Source organism: Streptomyces sp. NPDC002817 (assembly GCF_053592055.1).
Map to the genome: position 1 here is coordinate 99,557 of NZ_JBSFUY010000016.1, position 15,105 is coordinate 114,661.

The following is a 15,105-nucleotide window of genomic DNA, read 5'->3' on the forward strand; positions in this document are numbered from 1 at the left end:
ACGACCTAGGCGGCACCCGCCCCCGTGAGCGACCGCACCTCGGTCTCCGCGTGCCTGGCCTCGTCCGCCACCTCCGCCGAGGTGACCGTCCCTAGCCAGCCGGCGACGAAGCCCAGCGGGATCGAGACGAGGCCGGGGTTCTGCAGCGGGAAGAACTGGAAGTCGACACCCGGGAACAGGGACGCGGGGCTTCCCGAGACCACCGGCGACAGCAGCACGAGCAGCACGGCCGGGATCAGCCCGCCGTACACCGCCCACACCGCACCCCGAGTGGTGAAACCGGGCCAGAACAGCGAGTAGAGCAGCACCGGCAGATTGGCGGACGCGGCGACCGCGAAGGCGAGACCCACCAGGAAGGCGACGTTGAGGTCGCGGGCCAGGAGGCCGAGCCCGATCGCCACCACGCCGATACCGACGGCGGCGACGCGCGCCACGGCGACCTCGCTGCGGGGCTTCGCGTTCCGCCGCCGCAGCGACGCGTACAGGTCGTGGGCCACGGACGCTGAGGAGGCGAGGGTGATCCCGGCGACGACCGCGAGGATCGTCGCGAAGGCGATGGCGGCGACGACCGCGAACAGAACCGTTCCGCCTGTGGAGTCCGCGCCTCCGCCCAGATCAAGGGCCAGCAGGGGCACGGCCGTGTTCCCGGCCGCGTTGGACCCGCGCACAGCTTGCGGCCCCACGATCGCGGCCGCCCCGAAACCGAGGACGATCGTCATCAGATAGAAGCCGCCGATGAGCCCGATCGACCAGACCACCGAACGGCGTGCGGCCCGCGCCGTGGGCACGGTGTAGAAGCGCGAGAGGATGTGCGGCAGCCCCGCCGTGCCCAGGACCAGCGCGAGTCCCAGGCTGATGAAGTCGAAGCGCGCGGTCCAGTCCTCGCCGTACTTGAGACCGGGCGCCAGGAACTTCTCGCCGTGCCCGCTGCGTTCGGCCGCGGTGAGCAGCAGCTGGTCGAAATCGCCGTGGAACCGCACCAGAACGAGCACGGTCAACACGATCGTGCCGCTGAGGAGCAGGACCGCCTTCACGATCTGGATCCATGTGGTGGCCCGCATCCCTCCCAACGACACATAGATCACCATGAGCGCGCCGACCCCGATGACCGTCCAGGTCTGCGCCGCCTCGCTGGTACCGCCGAGCAGCAGGGCGACCAGGCTCCCCGCACCCACCATCTGCGCCACCAGATACAGAACGGACACCGTGACCGAGGAAGTTCCCGCCGCGATCCGCACCGGCCTCTCACGCATCCGCGCCGCCACCACGTCGGCCAGCGTGAACCGCCCGCAGTTGCGCACCAGTTCGGCGACGAGGAACAGCACCACCAGCCACGCCACGAGAAAGCCCACCGAGTACAGCATCCCGTCGTACCCGAAGAGCGCGATGAGCCCGGAGATGCCCAGGAAGGATGCCGCCGACATGTAGTCGCCCGCGATGGCAAAACCATTCTCCAGCGGTGAGAAAAGACGACCCCCCGCGTAGAACTCCTCCGCCGAACCGTGCCGGTTGCGGCTCACCCACGTCGTGATCCCCAGCGTGACCGCGACGAAGGCGCTGAACAGCAGTAACGCCAGTGTCTGATGATTGCCCGTCACGAAGCACCGCCCCGGATGCCCCGCGTCAGCTCCTGGGTGTCCCAACGCAGCTCCAGCGCCGCCCGATCCCTGCGCAGCCGCGCGTGCCGGGCGTACGCCCATGTCAGCAGGAAAGTGCTGAGGAACTGCCCCAGCCCCGCGACCATCGCCACGTTCACCGCACCCGCCACCGGCCGTGCCATCAACCCGGGCGCGGTCGTCGCGGTCACGACATACCCCACGTACCAGCCGAAGAACACGACGGACGCCGGCACGACGAATCTCCGGTACCGGCCGCGCACCTCCTGGAAGGCCGCACTGCGCTGCACCTGGAGGTACACGTCCGCAGCCGCCGCCTCCCGCTGCGCCCGCCCGGTCTGCGCAACGGGCAACGGCACAGGCGCACCGGCACCGCCCGACTCACCCCAGCCGGAGGCGAGTGCGTCGTACCAGGGGTCCTCGTACCTCACGGCTTCGGGCGCCTCGGCGAGTGCCGGGTCGTGACCGTCGTGGTGTTCGGCCGCACTTTCGGGACCACCCCCGCCGCCGCGGGGACGACCGTTGCTTGACTGCATGCCCAAGGATGGACAGAACGGGAAGATCCCCGACTCTTCTTCCCCTCGCGCTTCACCCCATCAGGTGACTCAACCCGCCGGAGGCCGCACAAGTCCCTTCGCATACGCGTAACGCACCGCCTGCGCCCGGTCCTTGAGCCCCGTCTTGGCGAACAGGTTGTTGATGTGCGTCTTCACGGTCGCGGTGGAGACATGCAGTCTTCTGGCGATCTCCTGGTTGCTGAGCCCATCGGCGATCAGCACGAGCACCTCGGTCTCCCGCCCCGTGAGCCCGTCAGGCGCCTCCACCGGCTCGGCCGGCTGCGGCTCGGGGTCCGACAGCCGCTCCAGCAACCGCCGCTGGATGCTCGGCGACAGCCCGGCGTCCCCGGACAGCACACTGTGCACCGCCCTGACGATCTCGTCACCTCCCGCGTCCTTCGTCAGATAGCCGCGCGCACCGGCTCGCAGCGCCGGGAACAACGACTCGTCGTCCGCGTACGTGGTGAGCACCACCACCTGGGTGCCGGGGTGCTCGGTCCGGATCCGCCGGGTCGCCTCCACGCCGTCGCAGCGGGGCATGCGCAGGTCCATCAGCACCACGTCCGGGGCGAGTTCGGCCACGAGCCGCACCGCCTCGTCCCCGTCTCCGGCCGCGCCGACGACCTCGACGCCGGGCAGCAATCCGAGCAGCATCACGATGCCCTCCCGGACGACGGTCTGGTCGTCAGCGACCACCACCCGCGCGGTCCTGCCCCGGACCTCCTCCGTCATACGGGCACCTTCAGCGTCACCACGAACCCCTCCTCGTCCGGCCCGGCCTCCAGCGAACCGCCGAGCAGTTCGGCACGCTCCCGCATACCCAGCAGACCGTACCCGGCCCCCGCAGCGGTCAGTTCGCCCGGCGATCCCCCAGAGTCCCGTACGCCCAGGGTCACTTGATGTTCGCCGTAGTCCAGCCTCAGCCGCACCTGGGCGCCCGGAGCGTGCTTGCGGACATTGGTCAGCGCCTCCTGGGCCACCCTGCGGACAGCCTGCGAGGCTTCGGCCGGCAGGCCCCTGCGCTCACCCGTAATGGTGACCTCGGCATCGTCGGTCGTCCCCACGAGCTGGGTCAGGAAGTCCTCCAGCGGCGTCAGATCACCGCGCAGCGCCGAGAGAGCCTGCCGGGTCTCGGCGAGTCCGCCCCGCGCCATCCCCCGTGCCGCCACGACCCGCTCGAGGATCTGCTCCCGGTCGGCGCCCTGCTCGATCAGCAGCCTGGCGGCCTCCAGATGCACGAGCTGCGCCGAGAGGCTGTGCGCCAGCACGTCGTGGATCTCCCGTGCGATGCGGGCCCGTTCCGCGAGGGCCGCCGACTCCGCCTCCGCCGCCCGCGCGGCCCGCTCCTGCGCCAGCAGCCGGTGGGCGTTGCCACGGGCTTCGGCGTCGAGGCGCAGGGTGTAGCCGGCGAGCGCCAGTCCGGCCGCTGTCACCGCGGTCGTCAGCCACACGTCGTTGTTCATCGCGGCGAAGGCCGCGAGGGAGACCGCCGTCACGGGCAGCGCGGCAGCGAGGGGTAGCCGCTCCAGGGCGCTGATGGCACAGCCGCACCAGATGACGAGAGCCACCGTGGTGAAGTCGGCTGCCTGTCCCACGACCGCGATCCCCACGAGCACGGCGATGAGCGCGACCGACGGCAGGAGCCGGTGCGCGAGCGTGGCGCGCCAGAACGCCCAGGCGGCGAAGGCGGTCAGCAGAACTCCCGCAACGGCCCCGACCACGCCCCATCCATGGACGTGAGTGCTGTCGTACGCACCCCACAGCAGCATGCCGATCACCAACAGCCGCACGACCCAGCCGATCAGCCTCCGGGATCGCGCGGCACCGTCACGGCCCAGCGCCTCCCGGGAAGGCCAGCGTGTCCAGGCGTTCTCCGTCACACACGCTCCTTCCACGCGAGCCGGGGCATGCCGTCACCGTACGCCGCGCCCTGTACGGGAGCCGTGTGCAGGGACCGGGCACGAAGGGCGAGGATCCCCGAGCGGACGAGCAGCGTGGCCGCCAGGGCGAGGAGCAGGGCGGACGACTCCTGGTGGACGCCCAGTGCGGCACCGAGGGCGTAGAGGCCGACGCGGAGGGCTATGCCGACGAACCAGACCATGCCGCTCGCCTTGGTGCTCTTGCTCCACACGGCTCCGTCCGGCTCCGTCCATATGCGGGTGGTCCAGGCCCACGCGGCTCCGGTGGCCAGACCGATGAGCAGCTCGGCGGTGAGCAGGACGGCCGACGCCGTGTGGTGATGGGCATCGACGATGCCGGGCTCGCGCAGCGCCACGACGCCCAGGACGACGGGCAGCACCCACCAGCGGCGTCCCGCGTCGATCTGCTGCGCGCGGAACTGGCGCGCGATCACCAGGGCGACCACGGCCACGATCAGAAACGCGTCGACCAGCCCGGACATCAGAGCCTCCGTGAGCGAAGAAGGACCGTGCCGACAGCGAGCGCTGCCGACGCCTTCGAAGCTACGGAAATTCGCAGGTCAGGAGATCGGAGCAGGGGTGGATCGTGGGTGGATCCGCGAGTGCGGCGGCGTCCACCCACGGGTGGAGAGACGCTGCCGCCGGCAGTCGTACGCAGGCGACCCGTCGCCAGCCGGACACCGACCGTGCCCACCGCCTCGCGCCCAGCCGGAAGTGCGCCTCCCGATGAACCGGAGGCACGCCTCAGACCCCGGACCGAGCCCGGCGACCTCACCAGCCCGAGGCGACCACTCCCAGCGCAGCCGCGCCCACCGGACGGGGCCCCGCCAAGCCCGGCCGGGCCCCGTCCCGGCATCGCCGGTCCGGGTTCCCGGTCCAAGCCCAGTGCGGCGTTACGCGTCGATGCGCGACCGGTCCAGCGTCGCGGCCGAGCTGGAGATGAACTCCTTGCGCGGCGCCACATCGTTGCCCATCAGGAGGTCGAAGACCTGCTCGGCGGCCTCCAGGTCGGAGAGGGTGATGCGTCGGAGAGTGCGGTGGCGGGGGTCCATGGTCGTCTCGGCCAGCTGGTCGGCGTCCATCTCACCGAGGCCCTTGTACCGCTGGATGGAGTCCTTGTACCGAACGCCCTTCGTCTGGAACTCCATGAGCTTGTCGCGCAGCTCTCGGTCCGAGTACGTGTAGACGTACTTGTCCTGCCCCTTCTTGGGCTGGACGAGCTCGACGCGATGCAGTGGCGGAACCGCCGCGAACACCCGGCCCGCCTCGATCATCGGCCGCATGTAGCGCTGGAACAGCGTCAGTAGCAGGGTCCGGATGTGGGAGCCGTCCACATCGGCGTCGGTCATCATGATGATCTTGCCGTAGCGGGCCGCGTCGATGTCGAAGGTCCGGCCCGACCCCGCTCCTATGACCTGGATGATCGCGCCGCACTCGGCGTTCTTGAGCATGTCGGTCACGGACGACTTCTGCACGTTGAGGATCTTGCCGCGGATCGGCAGCAGCGCCTGGAACTCGGAGTTCCGGGCCAGCTTCGCCGTACCGAGCGCGGAGTCTCCCTCGACGATGAACAGCTCGCTGCGGTCGACGTCGTCGCTGCGGCAGTCGGCGAGCTTGGCGGGCAGCGACGAGGACTCCAGGGCCGTCTTCCGGCGCTGCGCGTCCTTGTGCTGGCGGGCCGCGATACGCGTGCGTGCGGCAGCGACCGCCTTCTCCATGACGACCCGGGCCTGCGCCGCCGCGTCCCGCTTCGTGGACGTCAGGAACGCCTTGAGCTCCTTGGCGATCACAGTGTTCACGATGCGGCGGGCCGCCGAGGTGCCGAGGACCTCCTTCGTCTGACCCTCGAACTGCGGTTCGGCCAGTCGCACCGTCACCACCGCCGTGAGCCCCTCCAGGGCGTCGTCCTTGACGATGTCGTCCTCGGCGACGCGGAGCAGCTTCTTGGCGCGCAGCACCTCGTTCATGGTGCCGGCCACGGCGGTCTCGAAGCCCGCGACGTGAGTGCCGCCCTTGGGGGTGGCGATGATGTTCACGAACGACTTGAGAGTCGTGTCGTAGCCCGTCCCCCAGCGCATGGCGACATCGACGTCGAGCTCCCGGGTGACCTGGGTGGGCGTCATCTGTCCATGATCGTCCAGGACCGGCACCGTCTCCTTGAAGGTGCCCTGGCCGGAGAAACGGAGGACGTCGCAGACCGCCTTGTCGGTGGCGAGGTACTCGCAGAACTCGCTGATGCCGCCGTCGAAGCGGAAGGACTCCTCTCCCTTGCTGCCGCCCTCGCCGAGACCGAACTCGTCACGGACGACGATGGTCAGCCCCGGCACCAGGAACGCGGTCTGACGGGCACGCTGGTGGAGGTTCTCCAAGGACAGCTTGGCGTCCTTGAGGAAGATCTGCCGGTCGGCCCAGTACCGCACGCGCGTACCGGTGCGGGTCTTGGGGACCCGCTTGGTCTTGCGCAGGCCGCCGGTCTCGAACTTGGCGTCGGGACCGACCGCGGCGAAGGCGCCGGGGACGCCGCGCCGGAAGCTGATCGCGTGCGTGTTCCCGGCGCGGTCCACCTCGACGTCCAGCCGGGCGGACAGGGCGTTCACCACGGAGGCACCGACGCCGTGCAGGCCGCCGGAGGCCGCGTACGACCCTCCGCCGAACTTGCCGCCGGCGTGCAGCTTGGTCATGACGACCTCGACGCCGGACAGACCGGTCTTGGGCTCGACATCGACCGGGATGCCCCGGCCGTTGTCCCGGACCTCCACCGAGGCGTCATCGTGCAGGATGACCTCGATGTGGTCGCAGTAGCCCCCGAGGGCCTCGTCCACGGAGTTGTCGATGATCTCCCAGAGGCAGTGCATCAGGCCTCGGCTGTCGGTCGAGCCGATATACATACCCGGGCGCTTGCGCACGGCCTCGAGCCCCTCGAGGACGAGCAGGTGCCGCGCGGTGTAGTTGGAACCGTCCCGGTCTGCTCCTGCCAGCAGCGCTGTGGACGGCACGGACGTCTCGGCGGTCACGCGGTTCGCTCCTCGCTGAATTTCAGATGTGGCCCTTGTGGGTAAGGGTGCGGCTTCGGTCGCCGCCAAGAGGGTACCGAGGCCTGGTAGAGCCGTTGTAACGCCACCCTCGTCTGAACTCACGATAGTCCAGAGTCGCATACGTGTTCGATCCCTCAATGGAGTGAAGTACATATCACGTTCCCTTCGAGGCATGAACCATTTAGGCTCCGGGCACGTCCTCATGAACAACCGGCAACCCAGCCGGGAGGACGGACATTGACAACAAGAGCGAACCCGTAAGACACATAGACACCCAATACGGCACATTCGCCGCCAACCGGCAGCAGACAGCCGGACTCGAAGATTTTTTTCGAGGAGAGGCCCTGAGCGGGAACGTTTTGGGGCTGGTTGGATGTTGACCCTGGTACGACAGCTCGTCGAGCTAGAGAAGAGGCGACGTGACTACTGTTCTGACCCCCGCGAGCCCGTTGACGGCCGCCGATCGCTGCGACCGCTGCGGCGCCCAGGCATACCTGCGCGTCGTCCTGCTCAGTGGCGGTGAACTGCTCTTCTGCGCCCACCATGGCCGCAAGTTCGAGCCGGAACTCAAGAAGATCGCCGCTGAGATACAGGACGAGACGGAGCGACTGACTACCGTTCCGGCATCCTCCAACGAAGAAGAGCGCTGACACCTCGCGTCCACGACGAGCCAGCGTCGGCACAGGCCGGCATGCGGGCGGCCGCCCCTCAAAGCAGGGGCGGCCGCCCGCGCCGTATCCGGCAATGGCCCTCAGGATCCGTCAGGGGGCCGTGTGCGGCCCCCGCAGGCCGCCGGCCCACCCCAGCGTCCGTACGACGTCGGACACGCGCGTATAGACGCCTGGGCTGCCCGGGCGTCCGCAGCCACTCCCCCAGGACACGAGCCCGACCAGCTTCCCCTGGGCGACCAGCGGCCCGCCGCTGTCCCCCTGGCAGGCGTCGACACCACCCTCCTCCTCACCGGCACACAGCATCGAGTCGGCGGCATAGGTGCCGTCGGCATCGCCCGGGTAGGCCCGCTCGCAGAGGGCGTCGGCCAGCACATGCACACGTGCCGCCCGCAGACCGCGCGCGTAGTCACCACCCCCCGTGGCGTCACCCCAGCCGTAGACGATGGCCGCCGCCCCTGGCTCGTACGCCGCGTCACCGGCGGACGCCATCGTGACGACGGAGCCGCCCGCCAACGGCTCGGCGAGTCTGAGGACCGCGAAGTCCCCGGCGTTGGTGCTCGTGTCGTATCCGGGGTTCACCCAGGTGTCGCGGACGGGGATCTCCTGCCCCTGGTCCGAGAGCAGGTCCGTACGGCCCGCGATGACCTTGAGATCGCGCACTCGGTTCGGCGGCGCCCCCAGCACGTCCGCGCCCAGGCAGTGGGCCGCGGTGAGCACGACGGTCCGGCCGACGGCCACACCGCCGCAGAACTGCCCCGCGCGAGTTCCTCCGAAGCGGTCACGGCTGGACAGTGCCACGGTCCACGGCCCTTCGGAAATGTCGACGGGAAACCCGCCGACGACGATGCTGTCGGCGGCCACGGGGGCGGCGGACACCAGCGGTATGGCACCCGCCACGGCCGCCAGGACCAGCGACCCGTTCAGTGCCCGGGCAAAGGGACGACGCATGCAAGATCCTCACTCTGGGGTGGTCATGGGACACCCAGAGTGATCCACGTCGGCGCGACGCGCACCCGCTCAGCACGAAGGCCCGGCTCCCACCAGGGAAACCGGGCCTTCGACGTCGTACGACCGCGACCTAGTCGAGGTAGTCGCGCAGCACCTGCGAACGCGACGGGTGGCGCAGCTTCGACATGGTCTTGGACTCGATCTGGCGGATGCGCTCGCGCGTCACGCCGTACACCTTGCCGATCTCGTCGAGGGTCTTCGGCTGACCGTCGGTGAGACCGAAGCGCATCGAGACCACACCGGCCTCGCGCTCGGACAGGGTGTCCAGCACGGAGTGCAGCTGCTCCTGCAGCAGCGTGAAGCTGACCGCGTCGGCCGGGACCACGGCCTCGGAGTCCTCGATGAGGTCACCGAACTCGCTGTCGCCGTCCTCGCCGAGCGGGGTGTGCAGCGAGATGGGCTCGCGGCCGTACTTCTGGACCTCGATGACCTTCTCGGGGGTCATGTCGAGTTCCTTGGCCAGCTCCTCCGGAGTGGGCTCGCGGCCCAGGTCCTGGAGCATCTGGCGCTGCACGCGCGCGAGCTTGTTGATGACCTCGACCATGTGCACCGGGATACGGATGGTGCGGGCCTGGTCGGCCATGGCGCGGGTGATCGCCTGACGGATCCACCAGGTGGCGTACGTGGAGAACTTGTAGCCCTTGGTGTAGTCGAACTTCTCGACCGCGCGGATCAGACCGAGGTTGCCCTCCTGGATCAGGTCCAGGAAGAGCATGCCGCGACCGGTGTAGCGCTTGGCCAGGGAGACCACCAGACGGAGGTTGGCCTCCAGGAGGTGGTTCTTGGCGCGACGGCCGTCCTCGGCGATGATCTCCAGCTCACGCTTGAGCTTCGGAGCCAGCTTGTCGGCGTTGGACAGCTTGTCCTCGGCGAACAGACCGGCCTCGATGCGCTTGGCGAGCTCGACCTCCTGCTCGGCGTTGAGCAGCGGGACCTTGCCGATCTGCTTGAGGTAGTCCTTGACGGGGTCGGCGGTGGCACCGGCCACGGCGACCTGCTGGGCAGGCGCGTCGTCCTCGTCGTCGTCGGAGAGGACGAAACCCTTGGCCTCGCCGCCCTCCTCCTCCTCTTCGCCGGGCTTGATCTCCTCGAGGGCCTCGTCCTCGGTGGCCTCGGCGTCGTCCTTGCCGGCGGTCGTCTTCTTCGCCGCTGTCTTCTTGGCGACGGTCTTCTTCGCGGCCGCCTTCTTGGCGGTCGTCGTCTTCTTGGCGGCGGCCTTCTTCACGGGCGCCTCGTCCTCGACGGAGGCCTCGGCGGCGGGCGCCGCCGGGGTGGCGGTGGCGGTGGCCTTCTTCGTGGTCACCGTCTTCGCAGCAACCGTCTTGGTGGCGGTGCGCTTGGCCGGACTCTTCGCTGCGACGCTCTTTCGGGTGCGCTTGGGCTCCGCGGCACTGACCATCAGCGTCACACCCTCTTCCTCGAGGATCTGGTTGAGGCTGCGCAGTACGTTCTTCCACTGAGTGGCCGGAATCTGGTCAGCTTCGAAGGCCCGACGCACGTCATCGCCGGCGATCTGCCCCTCAGCCTTTCCCCGCTCAATGAGAGCCATGACAGAGACGGACTCGGCGATCTCCGGCGGGAGCGTACGGGATGTGCTGGCCGACACGAACAACCTCTCGGAACGTTGGAAAACGGCTTCCGGCCCCGTCCGGGATGGACAGGAACCGACCACCGGCCGTGGGGATGGGCCGACGGTGCGGGCGGGGGCCGGGAAGATGCACAGCGCCTTTTACGGCGTCCGTATTCCCTCCGCGGCTGTCACCTCTTAGGTCATCGCGTTGTTTCCACAAGCGTTACGCCCAATCTGCGTGGCCCGAGTCACACCCCGTAAGCGTTCAAAAACGGTCAGACACGGACAGAGGAGGTCACCAGCGGGCGCTTCGAGGAAGAAACTGCCCTGTCACACCATCGGACCCCGCAGGATTCCGAAGGATCCTGCGGGGTCCGACGGGGGGACGGTTCACCGGCCGAACGATGCCCAGGAGGGGGAGGCACCCTCCGGCCGTACCGCCCGCGGTGCGTGGTCAGTGCTCGCGCGGCGCAGGCACCACGCGCTCGACCTCAGGATGAATGGTGAGCAGCTGCCGTACGGCCGCCTCGGCCGCCGTCCCGTCGCCGGCGGCGAGGGCGTCGACGATCCTGCCGTGCTGCACCAGCGACGCCTCGTTCGGCCGCTCACATCCCGTGACCGGACCGCCGGAGACCTGAAGGGCCGACGAGACGATCCCCGAAAGGTGCTCCAGCATGCGGTTGCCCGCGACCTGGATGAGCAGGGAGTGGAACTCGGCGTCCGCGCGGGAGAAGGTGAGCGCGTCACCCTGGCCCATGGCGTGCCCCATGATCTCGACCATGTCGGAGAGCCGCTGCTGGACGTCGTCGCGTCCATGCCCGGCGGCGAGGCGCGCGGCGAGGGGTTCGATCGTCCAGCGCAGCTCGCCCAGCTCGCGGCGCTGGTCGTCGCGCTGCGGCCCGAAGGCCCGCCACTCGATGATGTCCGGGTCGAGCAGGTTCCAGTCACTGACGGGGCGCACGCGCGTGCCGACGTTCGGGCGGGCACTGACCAGGCCCTTGGCCTCCAGGACACGGAGGGACTCACGGACGACGGTGCGGGAGACCTCGAAACGCTGGCCGATCTCCTCGGGCACCAGCGGGCGGTCGGCACCCAGGTCGCCCGAGACGATCATCTGGCCTAGCTGCTGGACGAGTTGGCCGTGCAGTCCGCGTCCACGGCTGCCCGCGGCGCGTCGGCCCACGCGGCCCAGCTCGGGGTCCGCGGCGTCCCAGGCGGACACCCCGACACGGTCGGCGGCGGGCGCCTCGGCATAGGGGTAGCGGTCAAGTCCGCCCGGGCCGGCGAGGCCGGAGTCTGCGGAGCGGGCGGCGGTCATCATGGTGTGCGCAAGGGTACTCACGGATCCTTTGTCGGCGCCGTCCTCAACTGCCTTGAGGTCTTTGGTGAAAAGCACACGAAAGGGTGATCGCTCACCCCGTCGCAATTGACGCCTTATCGGAAAGAAATGGGCTTTCCACGGGGAGTTGTGCGCAGAGCAGGACCGGACGGCCATGGACGGTCGTCATCGGACCCTGCTTCGCAGGGTCGTGAGCACATATGCGCAGAGCAGGGCCATCAACGACAACGTCAGCGCACCACCCACGGGTTGGGCGATCATGCGCGCCGCAGCGGAAAGATAGCGCTCTCCGCCGAAGGGCCATTGCAGCAGGAGCCCCTCGCGCAGCCGCAGCGGAAACCCGGCCGCCGTCCGCACAGCCGGTCCTTCGAAGGCCTTTTGTACGAGGGGTACGACCAGGACGGGGACCGCGACCACCGCCGCCAGCCCGGCCGTGGTGGAGCGGAAGATCCCGGCGGCCAGCACACCGGCCCAGGCGCACCCGGTCACGAGCCCGAACCAACTCGCACTCAGTGGAAGCCAGTCGGCGGGAACTTGCGCGAGCTCTCGTCCGTAGAGGAGATAGAGCACTTCGGCGTCGCAGCCCACCGTGAGAAAGGCCAGCAGCAGCGCGGTGGCCGCGGAGACGACGAGTTTGGCCGCGAGCAGCCCCAGTCGGCGGGGCACGGTGCCGCGGTCCGCCGCCAGGGCGGGGTGGCGGAACTCGTCGCCGAAGGCGAACGCTCCGAGCAGCCCCGCACCCAGCGCCGCGGGCGGCAACGGCAGCTCCTGCGGCCACGCGGCCAGCAGTCGGTGCTGCGGGGTGTGGCCGACACGGGCGAGAAGAGCGGCGGTCAGGGCGGAGACGACGAGCACGGCAGCACCGGTGAGGAACCCGGTCCCGACACCGGCGGCACGGCGCAACTCGTACCGCAGCGGGCGCAGCGGGCTGGGAGCGGGGCGGACGGAGATGGGGGGCGGGAGTTCGGAGAGGGCGTTGAGGATGGTGACTCCGGCAGCGGGTCGGAGCCGCGTGGGGCGCTGAGGCGAGGCGTCCTTGGCCGGGTTGGGTGCGACACAGTCGGAGGGTTGGCGGGTGGCCGTGCCCTCGCCTGAGGTATGCGCGGACGTCGCTGATCGCTCGCTGACGTCGGCTGCCACCGCATCGTCAGCTTCGCGGGCTCCTGAGTGATCGGCCTCGGCGACGAGCGGCGCCTCGCCGGCTCCCTCCTGGCCGGCCTGACCGTCCCGTGTGAACGGCGACGGCACCTCCCGTGCTCCCCCAGGATCGAGGTGACCCTCGCGAGCGCCGGTCGACGGGGGCCGGTCCGCTCCGGCAGTGGCTTCGGGACTGAAAGCGGCTGCGTCCGGTTGCGGCTCGTCGGCAGACGGCTTCGGCGCAGCTTCCGCTGTTCCGGGTGCAGTGGCTGGGGCCGGACCGTGTGCGGCGGTGTCGGACTCCCGGATCGCGTCGAGCCGGTGCCCGCCCTGGGTGGCCTGCGGTGCGTCCGACGGGGCCACTCCAGCTCCGGGACCCATGTCGCCGATCTCGTCCGCGAGTTGATGCACGAGGATGCCGTGGCGGAACGCGGTCTCGCCGACGTCGGCGCAGGTACTGCCGTACACGGAGAGGCGGCTGCCGCCCTCCCGTACGACCTCGACGGAGCGCTGTGCCGTGCGGGCCTCCTTGGTGAGCAGGGTCGCGAGGCGGGTGGCGTGCGGGGTCCGGACAGCGACTCGGGGGCGCAGTCGGGTGCGGGAGAACTCGGCAGACTGCTGGTCGGCGACGAGCCGGCCCTCCTCGAGCGTGACGATCCGGTCGGCGGTGCGGGCGGCCTCCTTGGGGTCGGTCGCGGTGATCAGGACTGTGCCGCCCTGGGACGCGTGGGCGCGCAGCATGCCGTACAGCCAGCGGCCCTCGCGGGCGGAGAGCCCGTCGGCGGGATCGTCGAGGACGAGCGTGTGCGGGTCGGACAGCAGGGCGCAGGCCAGACCGAGGCGACGGTCCATTCCGCGCGAGAGGGTGCCGAGACGTTCCTCGCGCAGGCTGACGAGACCGACGACCTCGAGCACTTCGTCGGCACGGCGCACCGGGACGCCCGCGGCGGCACACAGCATGCGCAGATGGCCGCGGACGGTGCGGGCGGGGTGCCCCGGCACGTCGCCGAGGAGCACGCCGACCTCGCGTGACGGATGGGCGATCCGGCGCAGGGGGCGTCCTCTGAAGTAGGTGACCCCGCGGCCTTGTTGGAGTTCGAGCATGAGTCTGAGCGCTGTCGTCTTGCCCGCCCCCGGAGCGCCGAGCAGCGCGGTGACGCGGCCCGCGCGTGCCTCGAAGGAGACGTCGTCGACGGCGGGCGGAAGCTCCTTGCGGGGGTTGCTGGTCAGTCCGAAGGCCTGGATCACCCGTAGCAAGATAGCGCGCTATGTCAGGTTTTGCGGGCATCGCAAGGCTCGCTCCGCAAGCGGAAATTCGGCCCGGTCGGACCCATGTCCGGCGGCTGTCGGTGAGGCCGGTCGATCCGGTCCGCGGCGGAGGCGTCACATCTCGCGGCGTCGGCAAGGAGATTGAGCGCTCGTCACACTTCGGGGCGCAGCATCGGCGGGTTGAGCAGCGTGGCGCCGCCGGCCCGGAAGAGCTGGGCGGGGCGGCCGCCCTGACGGGTGGTGGTGCCGCCGGTGGGGACGAGGAAGCCCGGCGTACCCGTCACCTTGCGGTGGAAATTGCGCGGGTCCAGCGCCACTCCCCACACCGCTTCGTAGACGCGGCGCAGCTCGCCGACGGTGAACTCGGTGGGGCAGAACGCCGTCGCCAGCGACGAGTACTCGATCTTGGAACGGGCGCGCTCCACTCCGTCGGCCAGGATCTGGGCGTGATCGAAGGCGAGCGGCGCGACCGGTTCGCCGTCACGCCCGTAGCCGCTCTGCTGCAGCAACTCCTCGACCGGCGCCCAGCGGGCGTTGCTGGCGTCGCCGCCCGCGCGGGGCGCGGGGAGGTCGGGGGCGAGCGCGAGGTGGGCGACGCTGACCACCCGCATCCGGGGGTCCCGCTTGGGGTCGCCGTACGTCGCGAGCTGTTCCAGGTGGGCGCCGTTGTCCTGCACGGGGACGGCCGGCTCGTGGGCACGCAGCCCGGTCTCCTCGGCCAGCTCGCGAGCCGCGGCCTGTGACAGGTCCTCGTCGGCCCGTACGAAACCGCCCGGGAGCGCCCAGCGTCCCTGGAACGGCGGCTCGCCCCTGCGCACCGCCAGCGCACACAGGGCATGGCGGCGCACGGTCAGCACGACCAGGTCCACGGTGACGGCGAAGGGCGGAAAGGCTGACGGGTCGTAGGGCATGCGGCGATCATAGTCGTCTGCCTGACGATAAACACTCCCTTCGTCGGCCGCATCGATGTCTGATCCACTGCGG

At 69.9% G+C, this 15,105-nt stretch carries 12 protein-coding genes; 1 reads left to right on the top strand and 11 read right to left on the bottom strand.

Going from position 1 to position 15,105, the window contains the following annotated elements:
• Positions 1-5: 5 nt before the first annotated feature.
• From ACWD3I_RS27520 to ACWD3I_RS27545, 6 genes are all read right to left on the bottom strand, one after another.
• Positions 6-1,598: a solute symporter family protein gene (locus ACWD3I_RS27520; protein WP_365413007.1), complete on the bottom strand. Its 1,593-nt coding sequence runs from the start codon at positions 1,596-1,598 to the stop codon at positions 6-8.
• Positions 1,595-2,152: a DUF485 domain-containing protein gene (locus ACWD3I_RS27525; protein ID WP_365413009.1), complete on the bottom strand. Its 558-nt coding sequence runs from the start codon at positions 2,150-2,152 to the stop codon at positions 1,595-1,597. The genes ACWD3I_RS27520 and ACWD3I_RS27525 overlap by 4 nt, the downstream gene beginning before the upstream one ends.
• 69 nt (positions 2,153-2,221) lie before the next feature.
• Positions 2,222-2,905 carry a response regulator transcription factor gene (locus tag ACWD3I_RS27530; protein WP_365413011.1) on the bottom strand — a complete coding sequence of 228 codons (684 nt, stop codon included), beginning with the start codon at positions 2,903-2,905 and terminating at the stop codon, positions 2,222-2,224.
• Entirely contained in the window at positions 2,902-4,053 is a 1,152-nt protein-coding gene (locus ACWD3I_RS27535; RefSeq protein ID WP_365413013.1) for a sensor histidine kinase, read from the bottom strand. The genes ACWD3I_RS27530 and ACWD3I_RS27535 overlap by 4 nt, the downstream gene beginning before the upstream one ends.
• Positions 4,050-4,574: a DUF1453 domain-containing protein gene (locus ACWD3I_RS27540; protein ID WP_365413015.1), complete on the bottom strand. Its 525-nt coding sequence runs from the start codon at positions 4,572-4,574 to the stop codon at positions 4,050-4,052. The genes ACWD3I_RS27535 and ACWD3I_RS27540 overlap by 4 nt, the downstream gene beginning before the upstream one ends.
• A gap of 411 nt (positions 4,575-4,985) precedes the next feature.
• A complete protein-coding gene (locus ACWD3I_RS27545; RefSeq protein ID WP_365413017.1) occupies positions 4,986-7,106 on the bottom strand; it encodes a DNA gyrase/topoisomerase IV subunit B in 2,121 nt (706 codons plus the stop codon).
• Positions 7,107-7,546: 440 nt separating this feature from the next.
• Between ACWD3I_RS27545 and ACWD3I_RS27550 the strand changes: the two genes are divergently transcribed.
• Entirely contained in the window at positions 7,547-7,777 is a 231-nt protein-coding gene (locus ACWD3I_RS27550; RefSeq protein ID WP_046257057.1) for a DUF7455 domain-containing protein, read from the top strand.
• Positions 7,778-7,888: 111 nt separating this feature from the next.
• Here the strand turns inward: ACWD3I_RS27550 and ACWD3I_RS27555 are convergent, their stop codons facing one another.
• From ACWD3I_RS27555 to ACWD3I_RS27575, 5 genes are all read right to left on the bottom strand, one after another.
• Entirely contained in the window at positions 7,889-8,746 is an 858-nt protein-coding gene (locus tag ACWD3I_RS27555; protein ID WP_365413652.1) for a S1 family peptidase, read from the bottom strand.
• Between the two features lie 130 nt (positions 8,747-8,876).
• The gene (locus ACWD3I_RS27560; protein ID WP_365413654.1) at positions 8,877-10,412 is read right to left on the bottom strand and encodes an RNA polymerase sigma factor; all 1,536 of its coding nucleotides are present in this window, start codon (positions 10,410-10,412) and stop codon (positions 8,877-8,879) included.
• Between the two features lie 418 nt (positions 10,413-10,830).
• Positions 10,831-11,718: a FadR/GntR family transcriptional regulator gene (locus ACWD3I_RS27565; protein ID WP_266887152.1), complete on the bottom strand. Its 888-nt coding sequence runs from the start codon at positions 11,716-11,718 to the stop codon at positions 10,831-10,833.
• A 162-nt stretch (positions 11,719-11,880) separates the two neighbouring features.
• Positions 11,881-14,100, bottom strand: a complete 2,220-nt coding sequence (locus ACWD3I_RS27570) for an ATP-binding cassette domain-containing protein (protein ID WP_365413656.1) — start codon at positions 14,098-14,100, stop codon at positions 11,881-11,883.
• Positions 14,101-14,273: 173 nt separating this feature from the next.
• Positions 14,274-15,032 (bottom strand): NUDIX hydrolase, encoded by a 759-nt coding sequence (locus ACWD3I_RS27575; protein WP_266887156.1) that lies wholly within the window; start codon positions 15,030-15,032, stop codon positions 14,274-14,276.
• Positions 15,033-15,105 lie beyond the last annotated feature (73 nt).